Source organism: Chryseobacterium sp. CH21, from assembly GCF_004119445.1.
Classification (GTDB): Bacteria; Bacteroidota; Bacteroidia; order Flavobacteriales; family Weeksellaceae; genus Chryseobacterium.
The window spans coordinates 1-14,168 of record NZ_QICI01000095.1 but is presented as its reverse complement, the minus strand read 5'-3'; the positions used below and the strand labels follow the sequence as shown (position 1 = coordinate 14,168).

The window sequence follows — 14,168 nt, the reverse complement described above, 5'->3', positions numbered from 1 at the left end:
GTCAAACTATATTCCATGAGACAAGTTTTTAATATCTTTATGCTTTACTAACAACTATATTTATGAAGAATATTTCATCGGTATTATTAATCTCTGCCTTGGCGTTCAATCAATCTTGTACTACAATGAAACAGACTGATATCAAACAGGAGCTTCCTGCTCCTGACCCCTCTTTATCTTCAAATCCTTTTATGAAGAAAAGCAAGCTTCAGTACGAAGCTCCGGAATTTGACAAAATCAAAAACGAACATTTCAAACCTGCTTTTGAGTATGGTTTAAAGCAGCATGAAGCTGAAATTATAAAAATTGCCAACAATCCGGCCGCCCCTACTTTTGAAAATACAATCGTTGCATTGGAAAAAAGTGGTGAAGTATTGAGAAGAGCCCAAATTGTATTCTCTAATCTTACAAGCGCAAATACCAATCCTACGTTGCAGGCTTTGGATGAAGAATATGCTCCTATTTTTGCGGCACATTCTGATAAGCTGTACCTGAATGAAAATCTTTATAAAAGAATACAAGCCATCAAAGAAGACGGTCTTGATTCTGAAAGTAAAAGACTTGTACAGTATTATAAGCAGAACTTTGAAATTGCAGGAGCCAATCTTTCTGCGGCTGATAAAGAAAAATTAAAGCAACTTAATCAGGAACTGGCTTCCCTTTCTACACAATATTCCAATAAACTGTTAGAAGCAAGAAAGCAGGGAGGTGTATTTTTCTCTGATGCTAAAGAACTGGACGGACTTTCTGCTGATGAAATTGCTGCCGCAGCATCTGATGCTAAAACTGCAGGACAGCCAGGAAAATATCTTCTGGCTTTACAAAACACGACACAACAACCCCTTCTTCAAAATTTAAAAAACAGAGCGACCAGAGAAAAGCTATTCAAAGCTTCATGGACAAGAGCTGAAAAAGGAGATACCAACGATACAAGATCAACGATCGAGCAACTGGCTAAATTAAGATTAAAAAAAGCTCAGATTTTAGGTAAGAAAAACTTTGCTGAATGGAAACTTCAGGATCAAATGGCCAAAACACCTGAAGCAGCGACTAAACTGATGAATCAGATTGCTACTCCTGCCGTGGAAACCGCAAGACGTGAAGCAAAAGATATCCAGGATCTTATTGATCAGCAGAATGGAGGTTTCAAGGTAGAACCTTGGGACTGGAATTTTTATGCTGAGCAGGTAAGAAAAGCCAAGTTTGATCTTGACGAGAGCCAGATAAAACCTTATTTCGAAATCACAACGGTATTAGAAAAAGGAGTTTTCTTTGCCGCTGAAAAATTCTACGGACTGACTTTTAAAAAGAGAACAGATCTTCCTGTGTACCACCCGGATGTAGTAACCTATGAGGTTTTCGATCATGATGGAAAATCTATCGCCATCTACTATCTGGATTTCTATACAAGAGATTCTAAAAACGGAGGAGCATGGATGAGTAATTTTGTTGAGCAATCATACTTATTGGGAACAAAACCTGTCATTGTTAACTGTTATAATTATCAGAAACCGGCTCCAGGGAAACCTTCATTAATCAGCTATGATGATGTTTCAACCATCTTCCATGAATTTGGCCACTCTATTCACGGGATGTTTGCCAGCCAAAAATATCCTTCTCTTTCAGGAACGAATGTACCGAGAGACTTCGTAGAGTTCCCGTCTCAGATTAACGAGCACTGGGCTTTAGATCCAGTTGTTCTGAAAAATTATGCTGTACACTATGAAACAAAACAGCCTATTCCACAGGCTTTAGTAGATAAAATCAAAAAAGCATCTACATTCAATCAGGGATACATGACAACCGAATTGGTTTCTGCTGCCGAACTGGATATGGATTGGCATACAGTGAGCAACGACAGCCAGTTTATTCCTGTTCTGGATTTTGAAAAGCAATCTTTAGCGAGCCATGGATTTAATTTGGTAACCGTTCCGCCAAGATATCACACTCCTTATTTTGCTCACATCTGGGGAGGCGGATATTCTGCAGGATACTATGCTTATCTATGGTCTGAAACATTGGATAACGATGCATGGGAATGGATCAGTAAGAATGGTGGCTTGACCAGAGAAAATGGTGACCGTTTCAGAAAATATATTCTTTCCGTAGGAAATTCTGTAGACCTGAACCAGGCATTCAGAGACTTTACAGGACATGATCCTGATATCAAACCTTTATTAAGAAACAGAGGTTTTATTAAATAAATCAATGGGAAGCATTCTTTAATTAGAGTGCTTCTTTTTTATGGAGTAAAGCCCGTTTCTAATGAGATTCATTATTTTTGCAGTTCAACATTTAAAATACAATATATGGACTGTCCGTGCTGTTCAGGAAAATCCTACGAAGAATGCTGCAAGCCCTATCATACAGGAGAAAAACATGCTCCTACTGCTGAAGCCCTGATGCGTTCAAGATTCTCCGCTTTTGCCATTCCGAATGGCGAATATCTGATGGAGACTACCCTTCCGGGAAAAAGAAAATACCACAATAAGAGAGATCTTCAGGAATGGGGAGAAATCAATGAATGGACAAAACTGGAGATTATCCGGACTCCAGCTTTAAATCATGTAGAGTTTAAAGCTTATTATACAGACCAGGATGGTCATCCGCAGGTTCATCATGAGTTTTCTGTTTTCCAGAAAATGCATGAACGTTGGTATTATGTTTCGGGGGAGTTTTTGGATTAGTAAGCGGATTGAGAGAATATAAGACAGAATAATGCTTTGCGTATAGAACCACCCCGTCAAAAATTCTTTGAATTTTTGCCACCCCTCCACTAGAGGGGAATGCCAAGCATTCAATCACTATTGTAACCTTATCAATAAAAATGAGCCACAGAATTATCTGTGGCTCATTTTTTATCTCTAAAAAATATCCGAAAAACCGGACATTTTTTTATTTTTTAGTGAGCTTCGTTTCCGTCAATTCCGTGAGCATGTCCATGTGACAATTCCTCTTCTGTTGCCGGACGGGTATTTAAAACTTCAACCTGGAAGTCTAATACTTTACCTGCCATTGGGTGGTTAAGGTCTGCTACGACAACTTCCGGAGTAACTTCTACTACAAAAGCCTGAAAATTGTTTCCTTGATTATCAGACAAAGGTAAAATAGCTCCTACTGGAGGAAGCCCTGATTCTTTAAACATTTCCACTGGTAATTGTGCGATAGCATCTGGTTGTCTCTCACCGTAAGCTTCTTCAGGCTGAATTGTAAAAGCAGCTTTATCTCCAGCTTTTAAACCTAGGATATTTTCTTCAAACTTAGGAATCATCATTCCCATACCATACAAAAATGTAAGTGGATTTTCTGAAGTTGTTTCTTCTACAAGAATCTTACTTCCATCTGGTTCAATAGTGTGAAGTATATACTTTACAGCTACAACGTGATTGTTTTCGATTGTCATATTTTTTCTTTTTGTCGTGATTTTGTTTCACGATTAATGTTACAAATATACTATTTTTTGAAATGATTCAATGAGCTTGGAAGCTGGGGACGGAATAAGGAAGCTATGAAAGGCATAAAGAAAAACAGATCTTCTTTTTACTTTATATTAAACTCCATTATAAGTTCAGGAATTTCCATCCTTTATTTTTTTCTACCCTCTTCTCTTTTTTTCTGTCTCAGCATAAAGAGATAGAGACTTTCTACTTTTGTTCTTGCCCAAGGTGTTTTCCTTAAAAACTTGAGCGAAGAATTGATACTTGGATTATCTGTAAAACATTTTATATTGATCTGTTCGCCAAGCCTTTCGAAGCCTTCGTAGTATTCTACAAGTTCTTCAAGGATAGCATCCAGCCTTTTTCCGTGTAGGGGATCTTTGGACTGTTGTTCCATCTTTTTTTACAAAATTAATTTATTATTAGTTTATACGGAAATCCACCACACTTCTTCTCTTTTTGTTTCTTATTTTTGAAGAAGCTATTTCTTACCAATAAAAATATGAGCAAAAACAACGACGCGAACAGGAAAAAAAATAAAAAGCAGATTGATCAGAAAAAACGTAAGATACAGAATGCAGAAGCAGAAAGGAAAACACGTTTAAAACAAATTCTGAAAGATTTCAAAGCAAAAGAATCTGATGATCAACTATAAAAATTGTTCTTTACTCAAAGAAACAGCTAGATGTAAAACAACAAATAATTTTCAAATTTAAATTATGAAAATCCTCCACACTGCCGACTGGCATTTGGGTAAACGCCTCGACCGCTTTTCAAGACTTGAAGAGCAGGTTCTGGTTATGAATGAAATTGTTCAGATTGCCGATGAACAAAGCGTTGATTTAGTTGTAATTGCCGGTGATCTTTTTGATAATTTCAATCCAAGTGTAGAGGCTGCTGAGCTTTTCTATAAAACTTTAAAACGTTTATCATTAAATGGAAAACGTCCTGTAATTGCTATTTCCGGCAATCATGATTCTCCCAGCTTAATCAATGCCCCTGATCCTCTGGCAAGAGAATGTGGAATTATCTTAATAGGCCATCCTAAAGCAGAGATCATTCCTTTTGGTACAGAATATTTCAACATTATCAATTCAAAAGAAGGTTTCATAGAACTTAAAATTGATGGGATCAACTTTCCTGTAAGAATTCTTCACACGCCTTTCGCGAATGAGATCCGGCTAAAGGAATATTTTGGAGAAAATAAAGAGGAAGAAATCAACAAAGTTCTTTCACAGACATGGAAAAACCTTGCAGATCAGTTTTGTGATGATTCCGGAGTGAATCTTCTGACGGCTCATTTGTATATGAATAAAAGAGGTGCTGAAATTTTGGAGGAACCCGAAGGTGAAAAACCCATTAAAATAGGGAATGCAGATCTTATTTTTTCTGACAGTATTCCTGAGCAGATTCAGTATACTGCATTGGGTCACCTTCATGCTTTTCAGAATATCGGAACGAAGGAAAAACCTGTTATTTATTCATCTTCTCCCCTATGCTACAGTTTCAGTGAAGCTGGGCAGACAAAATATGTTTCCATTATTGATGCAGAACCAGGAAAAGCGGTTTCTTATGAAAAAAAAATACTGACCAGTGGAAGAACTTTAGTCAGAAAAACATTTACCTCCATTGATGATGCCGTTCAATGGCTGAGTGAAAATCCCAATACATTTATTGAGCTTACATTGGAAAGTGAAACATTTTTAACCGCTGATGAAAGAAGGGTAATTTATCAGGCTCACAACGGAATTGTTCATCTTATACCCAAAGTCAGAAACCTGGAATTGGCAGAAGATCAAACCTATGAAATCAATTTGAGTCAGGATATTGATATTTTATTTAAAGATTATTTTAAATCGAAAAACGGCGGGCAGGAAGCCAATGAAGAACTGATGAATTTGTTTAACGAAATTTTAAATGCATAAGCCATGATCCCTGTTCAATTAACTATCGAAGGGCTTTATTCCTATCAGGAACGCCAGACGATTGACTTCCGAAATCTTACAGAAGCTGGTCTTTTCGGAATTTTTGGAGCCGTGGGTTCTGGAAAATCATCAGTTCTTGAAGCGATTTCGTTTGCTTTATATGGCGAAACGGAACGTCTGAACATGCGTGATAAAAGGGCTTACAATATGATGAACTTAAAATCAAACAGTTCTTATATAGAGTTTGATTTTGTGAATTATGAGAATAAATTGTTCCGCGCCACCCGTGATTTTAAGCGAAATTCCAAAAAATTCGAAGAGGTAAAGCCGAATGCAGTTACTTTTTATGAGCATATCAATGGTAAATGGGTTCCTCTTGATCATTCCAATGCAGAATCTATTATCGGGTTAAGCTATTCCAACTTCAAAAGAACCATCATTATTCCGCAGGGACAGTTCAAAGAATTCCTTGAATTGGGTGCTGCAGAAAGAACGAATATGATGAAGGAGATCTTTAATCTTCAAAAATTTGACCTTCAAAACAATGTTTCTGCACTCAATGTAAAAAACAGATCTGAACTTGATCAGCTGGAGGGGCAGTTGAAAGGATTTGAAGAAATCAATGAAGAGAAGATCAGTATTCAGAAGGAAGAGCTGACGGAGGAACAGAAACTCCTTGCTGAATCCAATGAAAAACTGGAAAAAATTTCCCAGACGTATCAACAGCTGAAAAACTTAAAAAGTGACTTTGACAGTTTACAGCAGAATAAAGAAAAATTCAGCAAACTTTCCGAAGAAAAACCTCAAATGGATGCTCTGGAAGCACAAGCGGAATTATACGACCGTATTTTCAGACTCTTTAATCCATTAATTGTTGAGAAAAATAAGCTTTCAAAAGAGATTTCGGACAAGCAAAATGAAAAGGAACAACAGATCAAAAGCCAGCAGGAAACTGAAAAAGCTTTTAATCTTATAAAAGAACAGCTCACAGCTCTTGAGCCACAGTTTAAAGCTTTGGAGCAATCCAGAATTCAGGAAAATGACTTGAACCTCATTATTCAGATCATGAAATTTTCTGAAGAAATTAAAGTTTTGAATGAAAGAACTCAGAAAGGTTCCGAAAAAGTAAAAGAAGTAAACCTTCATAAAGAGAAGATTCAAAAGACCATTGATGAACTTTCTGCACAGACCAAAAGTTTAAAGGAACAAAAACTTGATTCTTCTCTACTTTCTGAAGTGAGTAACTGGTTTATTCAACAAAAAAATTTAAAAAAATTACTTCAGGAACAAACCGAAAAGATTGAAAAACATCAAAAGCAGATTGTAGAAATTGCAAGAGAATTAAAACCTTTTAATTATACCGAGAATTATAAAGAGGATTTCAAAAGCAGGAAAGAAACTTTAGAAACTCAGAAAAAGAAATTTTCCCAGAAACTGGATCATCTTAAAATTCAAAAAGAACTCTCCCGTTTCGCCAGTGAGCTTCATGACGGTGAAAACTGCCCTCTTTGCGGTTCTAAAGAGCATCCGCATATTGTGGAATTTTATGATGTGAATACTGAACTACAAGAAATTCAGGAGAAAATAACATCCGCGGAACAGGAAATCGTTGGTCTTCAAAAGCAGGAGGCTGAGATTGATAAAATTCTGGATCGTAAAAAAATCTTCGAAGAACAGCTTCTTTCGGAACAAAAAACAGTTCTTCAGATTCAAAAAGATATTGAAAATCATATCCTGAACTTCACATGGAAAAGCTTTTCTCCTGATCAGGAAGAGGAATTCGAAAAAAAACGCTCGGAGTCTTTTACGCTGGAAAAAAAGATTGAAGAAACGGAGCGGAATATTACTTTGGAAAGGGAAAATCTGGACAGAGAATCTAAAACGCTGGAAAAATACAGGAGTGCTTTGGAAGCTTTCCGTCTGGAAGAAGTTTCAAAACAAGAACAGATTAATATCAGCCGTTCGGGTCTTAGAATTCTGGACTGGAATCAGTATTCTCAAAAAGAAAAAACTGAAGTTGAAGAAGCTTATCAAAAGTTGGTACAATCCAACAAAGAAACCGAAGAAAATTATCAAAAAGCATTAGAGCAGGAAAAAATCCTTTCCCCGAAATTAGCGGAGCAAAAAGCGATTGTCAGCCAGTCTGAGAAACAGATTGCCGCACTTGAAAAGGAGATTTCCGCTAATGAAGATGCAATTGTCAATGCTCTGGCAGATCAAAATTTTTCAGAATTTAAAGAAATTGAAGATATTTTACTTCAGGAAATCAATATTGAATTGGTGAGAACCAAGGTTCAGCATTTCAAAGTAGAATTTGAAGCTTTAAATAAATTCATTGCAGAGCTGGAATTGAAACTTAAAGGATTGTCATTCGACAATGAACAATTTTCTCTGACCGAAAAGCAATTCAATGAGGCACAAATTAAACACAAACAGATCAGTGATTCTGTAGTTACAAAAACTGCTGAAATAGATCGGTTGGAAAAGGAGTTTGTGAAAAAAGAAACTCTTTTAAAAGAACTGGCAAAGCTTCAGAAGCGTTCGGAAAATTTAAAAATCATGATGAACCTGTTTAAAGGAGCGGGTTTTGTACAATATGTCTCGTCTATTTATCTGAGACAGCTTTGTGATCATGCCAATGTACGTTTTCACCGCATGACAAGAAATCAGCTGAGTCTTCAGCTTAATGAAAATAACGATTTTGAAATCATTGATTACCTCAACGAAGGGAAAAGCAGAAGTGTAAAAACGCTTTCCGGTGGACAGGCATTTCAGGTATCGTTGAGTCTGGCACTGGCACTGGCAGAAAGTGTTCAGGCCAATGCACAGGCAGATAAAAATTTCTTCTTTATTGATGAAGGTTTCGGAACTCAGGATACGGAATCTGTGAATATTGTATTTGAAACCCTCACCAATCTGATGAAAGAAAACAGGATTGTGGGAATCATTTCGCACGTTGAAGAACTGAAAGAGAAAATTCCTACGGCACTCAATATTATTAAAGATGAGGAAAGAGGAAGCCTGATCGAGATTGTGTAAGCAATTTTCAACAGCAAACATCTTTCAGTGAAAGTACACTTAAGCTCTGAATATTTTTTGATTTTCTGCTTAAGTGTACTTTTTTATGACTCATTTCATTACATTTGAATGAAAAAGAATCTTAATTCATGTCTCCAGTGTGAAAAAAATCGGGCAACATATCATCCTTATTCTGCTACTCTTAACAATTCCGGTTGTTTCTTCTCCGGATTTTGACGGAACTTTGTCTGTTTTTAAGGTTTCCCCATTTCAGAGAGAGTTTATCCGTTTCGTACTGGTGGTTATCTTTTTTTACTTTAATCTGAATTTTTTTCTGCCCAGATTCTACAGCCAAAAGAAATACTTGTTGTTTATAGTTTGTATTCTGATCTGTTTCGGAATTATGGTATTTGTACCCAATTATCTTACAGCTGAAAACAATATTTCTGCCCAGCATTTCCCGACTCAGATGCGGCCTCCTCCTGGAAGCCCCAACGGAAATATACCTCCCCCGCCTATGGATGGAAGATTTTCTCCAGAAAACTTTCAGCATGGTAATAATACTTCTTACGGCCAGATGATCTTTTCATCACTTCTTCCTTTTCTCTTTTCTTTTTTATCCTCTCTTTTTATTTTTAAAAATATCGAGAAAAAGGAGTTGGAACGTTCTAAAGCCAAGGCAGAATTATTGAGCTTAAAATATCAGCTGCAACCCCATTTTCTGTTCAATATTCTCAATTCCATTTACTCACTGGCTTTATTCAAATCTGATGATGCTCCCAACAGTATTCTGAAACTCTCCAATGTGATGCGCTACGTAGTCCAGGAAAGCAGTAAAGATCTGGTAAAGCTCAGTAAAGAAATTGAATATGTAAAAGATTATATAGCCCTGCAACTGATCAGAACAGACAACAGTCTGGATTTTTCCTATACAGAAACCGGAGAGGCAAAGGATTTGCAAATAGCTCCTTTTATTTTGGTAAATTTTATTGAAAATGCCTTCAAATATGGTTTTAATGCAGAAGAAAACTCTAAAATAGCGATCAACATCATGATTGAGGAAGAGCAGTTTCATTTTAATGTTTTTAATAATATTGTGAACCGAAATATTACGGATGAGGAAAGCTTGAAAGTAGGATTAAAAAACACTCTTGAACATTTACAACAAGCTTATCCCGGACAACATTCACTGAATATGACTAATAACGGAAAGACTTTTGAAGTTGATTTAAAAATTAATTTACTATAAACGTATGATAAAAGCCATCGCTCTTGACGATGAAATTCTCGCCTTGAAAATCATTGAGAATTATGCCGGAAAAATTGAAAACCTCTTTCTTGAAAAGGTCTTCAATACTCAAAGTGATGCCCAAAAATATCTTAATAAATTTCCTGTAGACCTCATCTTTCTGGACATAGAAATGCCTTCCAAAAACGGAATGGATTTTTATAAAAATATTTCTCAGAATACCAAAGTAATTTTCACCACAGCCTATTCGGAATATGCGGTAGATGCTTTCAGTATCAATGCCGTTGATTATCTGCTAAAGCCATTTTCTTTTGAAAGATTCAAAGCAGCTGTAGAGAAGGTGAAAATCAATAGTGATGCTGATGAAATAAAATACCTTTCCATACGTGCCGATTACAAACTTCATAAGATCAACTTCAACGATATTCTTCTGATTGAAGGGCTGGATGATTATATCCAGATCCATGTGAACGATCATTCAACCATCACGGCACGTTCTTCCATGAAAAACATTCTGGAAAAGCTCTCTGAAAAAGATTTTGTAAGAGTGCATCGCTCTTATATCGTTCCCATCCAAAACATTAAAACCATTGTCAACCGTAATATTCACATCGGAGAATTCATCATTCCAATTGGAGAAACTTATAAAGATCTTGTGATGAAGATTGTGAATAAGGGATAAATTCTGATGGAAGCGGGAGGATGGAAGATGGAAGTTTTGAATGCCTTTAAAACATAGTATAATACCTCCAGCTTCCTTCTCCAAACTTCCATCAAAACTCTTAATAATTCTTAAAAAACACTCATTTACCGACACATTTTATTCGTTTACCTCATAAATTTTCCTACAGCGTTTTTTGAAAATACTTTTGAAATATGAAAAGGCTGGAAACTGAAAGTTAAGTTCCGGATGTTTTTAACTTCCTTCTCCCATCTTCATACTTCCAGCCCAATGTATAATCTTAAAACCCTGTATTATGAAAACAATGAATAGAAAAGGCTTTCTGAAAAGTCTTGGATTAGCAGGGGTAACTGCCGTTGCCGCTCCTCTTTTAATCCATTGCGGAAGTGACGATGACATTATAGACTCATCTTCTACTACCTCTACAGGATCTGGTTCCACAGGATGTTCTGTTACCAATACAGAAACCGAAGGACCTTTTCCTACAAAATCTCCATCTACGTTGGTTCAAAGTAATATTGTAAGCGACAGAACGGGAGTTCCTTTTACCATTACGATCACCGTACAGAATGTGAATACAAGCTGTGCTATTTTACAAGGTGCTTTTGTAGATATATGGCATTGTGATAAAGATGGAAATTACTCTGAATATGGCGGAACGGGAATGCAGTCTGCCAACTACACTACCGTACATTTTCTAAGAGGCAGACAGACTACGGATGCTAATGGCCAGGTAAAATTCACTTCCATTTTTCCGGGTTGGTACAATGGAAGAGCCACTCACATTCATGTTCATATTTATAATTCTGCAGGACAGTCTTTATTGGTGACTCAGATTGCCTTTCCTGAAGGAAGTGACAGCGCAGTGGTACAGGTAGGAGCAAGTACCGGATACAAAGGAATGAGCGGTTACACCTACAATGCCAATGATAATGTATTCAGTGACGGAACCTCTAATGAAATGTCTGCCATTTCAGGAAGTGTAAGCGGTGGGTTTGCACTCACTCATACGATAAAAGTATCAGCATAAATTCTGAAAAGTTCCTTAAATATTATTTATTATCACATTTCCACAAAGCACAGGTCTGATATAGATATGAATTATTTGCTACTCATCCTCAAAAGCAATGTATGGATCTGTGTCTCGTGGAAATATTAAATCGTAGCCCTATGTTAGTTCAAGCCCCATCAAAAATTTTAAAAAATGATTTCAGAATCTGGCAGGAAAATGAAAAAAGTACCGTTACAGAGATCCTGAAAAGTGAAGAAAGAACTCAAACTTTGTATAGTGTAAAAGAGGTTGTTTCGGATATCGAAGGAGAGCTGAGACTCCAGTTTGATGAGGAAAGAACCCTTTTGATACTCCCTTTATATGGAGAAATTATCATCACAGATTTCTATGAAACAATTTCAGCAGGAATGTCCCTTACGCTGAATACTGAGGCTGGGAAAGACATTGTCATCAAAAATATGGTGTATCACGACCAGACAGATTTTTTAATTTTTGAGTTTAAAAAAGAAGAAAACATTCAGAACTATGCGAAGAATGAACTGGATTTTACTTTGAAAAACAATGCTTTTAAAATCTCAAAAACATTAGAACAGCCCAATTTCATAGGACTTTATAATGGCCGTGCAGAGGGATATTATGCATTGAAGGATTCAAATAAGTCTATCTTCGGAATGGTTATCAACGGTGCCTTTGAGTTTCAAAACAGACTGATGGAAAACCGGGATGCCCTTCTCCTTTGGGAAATTGAAGAACTGGAATTTGAAGCTTTGAGTGAAAATGCCTTGATTCTTTTTATGGAAGTGTAAAATGATAAAATACCTGAAATGATGAAAAAAATAAAACTCGCTTTCCGTATTGTGATTGATCAAAGTTCTGAAATGATTTGGGATCGATACGTATTTGATGATACTTATTTTGAATATAAAATTCAGCATCAGGCTTTTGATGAGAAAGAAAATCCTGTAAAGAATTATTGGGAACTCCTTCAGAAAAATCCGAATGCCCAGAAAATTCCTTTTTTATTAAGCAGTGCTGTCAGCAATTATGTTTCTCAATTAGGCGGAATGATCAGAAGTATACCGGATGTTTTGGGAAATACTTATTTTCCGTTTGAAAATTTTAAACTGGACCTTATTTCTTCTCATCTTGAAGATCCTTCAAAACATAAAATAGGGCTTACTTTTTTCTCTCCTGAGCTTTTACTGATTGATATTATTGACAATAAATACCTTCTCAGCAAAGAAACAGATCTGGAAAATGGTTGGGAAACATTCATGCTCCCATTCCATCCGCAGGTCGCAATAGCCTATTATCAGGAAATATAATTTTTGTGATTTCTATAGAAAGAGGCTGTCTCGAAAGTCACACAATTTGGCTTTTGTCATTCTGAACGAAATGAAATGTAGTGAAGAATCTCATGTATTTGGTTATCTATGAGATTCTTCCTTCGTCAGAATGACACTTCTGAGACAGTCTCTTTTATTTTATAAGTCTTTAATGACAGGTTTTACTTCTTTCCCGAATAATTCAATAGACTTCATCATCACATCATGAGCAGGATCTCCCACATCCATGTGTCCGATAAATCTGGTAATCCCGAAAATCTCCTTCATATAAGCAATTTTATCTGCTACTTCTGCCGGACTTCCGATAAATAATGCTCCATCTTTGCTTCTTCCACCGTCATACTGCGCTTTTGTGTAAGGCGCCCATCCTCTGGAAGACCCAATTCTGTCCATCTGAGATTTATAGTTATGGAAATATCCATCCACCACTTTCTGATCATCACTCACAAATGTATGGGAATGAACCGCAATCTGCATCTTCGAAACATCATGTCCCGCTTTTTGGTATTCCTGTTTGTAGAATTCGATCAGATTTCTAAACTGAATTGGCATTCCTCCAATGATAGCCACCACTAAAGGCATTCCAAGCTGTGCTGCACTTAGAACAGACTGAGGAGTTCCTCCAACGGCTCTCCAGATTGAAAGTTTTCCATCATTTTTTGCTCTTGGATATACCGTTTGATTCTGCATCGGAGCACGAAGTTTTCCTGACCAGCTAACGTTTTCTTCAGAATTGATTTTCAATAATAATTCTAGTTTTTCGTCAAATAACTGTTCATAATCATTCAATGAATAACCATACAACGGAAATGACTCTATGAAACTTCCACGTCCTACGAATATCTCTGCTCTTCCATCTGAAATAAGATCCAGTGTTGAAAAATCTTCATATACTTTTACCGGCTCCGAAGAACTTAAAACAGTAACTCCACTGGCCAGTTTGATATTTTTGTAATACTCGCGGCCGTGCCAAAACGATCTCCGGTGAGGAAACCGCATAATCCGGACGGTGATGTTCTCCCATTGCGAAAACATCAATTCCCACCTCATCCATAAATTTTACCTGATCCAGAATTTCGCGGATCTTAATTCCTGCATCTCTATATTTTCCGGTAGACTGGTCTAAAGCCAAATCTCCGAACATTCCTATTCCTAATTCCATATTGTTGATTTTAGTGATACAAAAATACCACTCTGAAATATCAAAAACATTGATGTTTGTTAAGATCGGAAGGGCTGTTGAATACTGATGATTTTTTTGTTGGAAAACGCAAAGATTTCTATGTTAATACACAAGAGAAATTTGAATTTTTTATTGACACAAATTCTTCTTTTTGTAAAAATGGCTGTTTTCTATTGATGACAGCCATTATTCTGTGTACTAATTTATTTCTTACCGCATTCAGGACACTCATTTTATTTTTTCCTTCACTTACTTTTCTTAGGAAATAAGTTTTTAATTCCTTATCTGATCTTATACTTGCCATTGCTGACATATG

14 protein-coding genes and 1 pseudogene are annotated in these 14,168 nt (G+C 36.5%); 10 read left to right on the top strand and 5 right to left on the bottom strand.

What is annotated here, in order from left to right; genetic code table 11:
• The first annotated feature begins 62 nt into the window (after window positions 1-62).
• Together BOQ62_RS20075 and BOQ62_RS20070 are read left to right on the top strand one after the other, a co-directional pair.
• Entirely contained in the window at window positions 63-2,204 is a 2,142-nt protein-coding gene (locus BOQ62_RS20075; RefSeq protein ID WP_129042159.1) for a M3 family metallopeptidase, read from the top strand.
• Window positions 2,205-2,309: 105 nt separating this feature from the next.
• Window positions 2,310-2,687: a YchJ family protein gene (locus tag BOQ62_RS20070; protein ID WP_129042158.1), complete on the top strand. Its 378-nt coding sequence runs from the start codon at window positions 2,310-2,312 to the stop codon at window positions 2,685-2,687.
• A 215-nt stretch (window positions 2,688-2,902) separates the two neighbouring features.
• Here the strand turns inward: BOQ62_RS20070 and BOQ62_RS20065 are convergent, their stop codons facing one another.
• Entirely contained in the window at window positions 2,903-3,403 is a 501-nt protein-coding gene (locus tag BOQ62_RS20065; protein ID WP_129042157.1) for a peptidylprolyl isomerase, read from the bottom strand.
• A 182-nt stretch (window positions 3,404-3,585) separates the two neighbouring features.
• Window positions 3,586-3,834 (bottom strand): VF530 family DNA-binding protein, encoded by a 249-nt coding sequence (locus BOQ62_RS20060; protein WP_105704114.1) that lies wholly within the window; start codon window positions 3,832-3,834, stop codon window positions 3,586-3,588.
• Window positions 3,835-3,939: 105 nt separating this feature from the next.
• Between BOQ62_RS20060 and BOQ62_RS22625 the strand changes: the two genes are divergently transcribed.
• From BOQ62_RS22625 to BOQ62_RS20025, 8 genes are all read left to right on the top strand, one after another.
• Window positions 3,940-4,092, top strand: a complete 153-nt coding sequence (locus BOQ62_RS22625) for a hypothetical protein (protein ID WP_164976805.1) — start codon at window positions 3,940-3,942, stop codon at window positions 4,090-4,092.
• A gap of 64 nt (window positions 4,093-4,156) precedes the next feature.
• Window positions 4,157-5,362, top strand: a complete 1,206-nt coding sequence (locus tag BOQ62_RS20055; RefSeq protein ID WP_129042156.1) for an exonuclease SbcCD subunit D — start codon at window positions 4,157-4,159, stop codon at window positions 5,360-5,362.
• Between the two features lie 3 nt (window positions 5,363-5,365).
• Window positions 5,366-8,401, top strand: a complete 3,036-nt coding sequence (locus BOQ62_RS20050; RefSeq protein WP_129042155.1) for an AAA family ATPase — start codon at window positions 5,366-5,368, stop codon at window positions 8,399-8,401.
• Between the two features lie 139 nt (window positions 8,402-8,540).
• Window positions 8,541-9,629, top strand: coding sequence for a sensor histidine kinase (locus BOQ62_RS20045; protein ID WP_129042154.1), 1,089 nt, complete (start codon window positions 8,541-8,543; stop codon window positions 9,627-9,629).
• Between the two features lie 4 nt (window positions 9,630-9,633).
• On the top strand, window positions 9,634-10,311 hold the full coding sequence (locus BOQ62_RS20040; protein WP_129042153.1) for a LytR/AlgR family response regulator transcription factor: 678 nt from the start codon (window positions 9,634-9,636) through the stop codon (window positions 10,309-10,311).
• Window positions 10,312-10,606: 295 nt separating this feature from the next.
• The gene (locus BOQ62_RS20035) at window positions 10,607-11,341 is read left to right on the top strand and encodes an intradiol ring-cleavage dioxygenase (RefSeq protein WP_228414398.1); all 735 of its coding nucleotides are present in this window, start codon (window positions 10,607-10,609) and stop codon (window positions 11,339-11,341) included.
• Between the two features lie 140 nt (window positions 11,342-11,481).
• Window positions 11,482-12,129, top strand: a complete 648-nt coding sequence (locus BOQ62_RS20030) for a hypothetical protein (protein ID WP_129042152.1) — start codon at window positions 11,482-11,484, stop codon at window positions 12,127-12,129.
• Window positions 12,130-12,147: 18 nt separating this feature from the next.
• Window positions 12,148-12,648 (top strand): hypothetical protein, encoded by a 501-nt coding sequence (locus BOQ62_RS20025; RefSeq protein ID WP_129042151.1) that lies wholly within the window; start codon window positions 12,148-12,150, stop codon window positions 12,646-12,648.
• Between the two features lie 159 nt (window positions 12,649-12,807).
• Here BOQ62_RS20025 and BOQ62_RS20020 read toward each other — a convergent pair whose 3' ends face one another.
• The 3 genes and pseudogenes from BOQ62_RS20020 to BOQ62_RS20015 form a co-directional block, all read right to left on the bottom strand.
• On the bottom strand, window positions 12,808-13,668 hold the full coding sequence (locus tag BOQ62_RS20020) for an LLM class flavin-dependent oxidoreductase (protein ID WP_228414396.1): 861 nt from the start codon (window positions 13,666-13,668) through the stop codon (window positions 12,808-12,810).
• On the bottom strand, window positions 13,556-13,831 hold the full coding sequence (locus BOQ62_RS23670) for a hypothetical protein (protein WP_228414394.1): 276 nt from the start codon (window positions 13,829-13,831) through the stop codon (window positions 13,556-13,558). Before BOQ62_RS23670 ends, BOQ62_RS20020 begins: the two co-directional genes overlap by 113 nt.
• 118 nt (window positions 13,832-13,949) lie before the next feature.
• Window positions 13,950-14,168: pseudogene (locus BOQ62_RS20015) on the bottom strand (hypothetical protein); the annotation flags it as partial.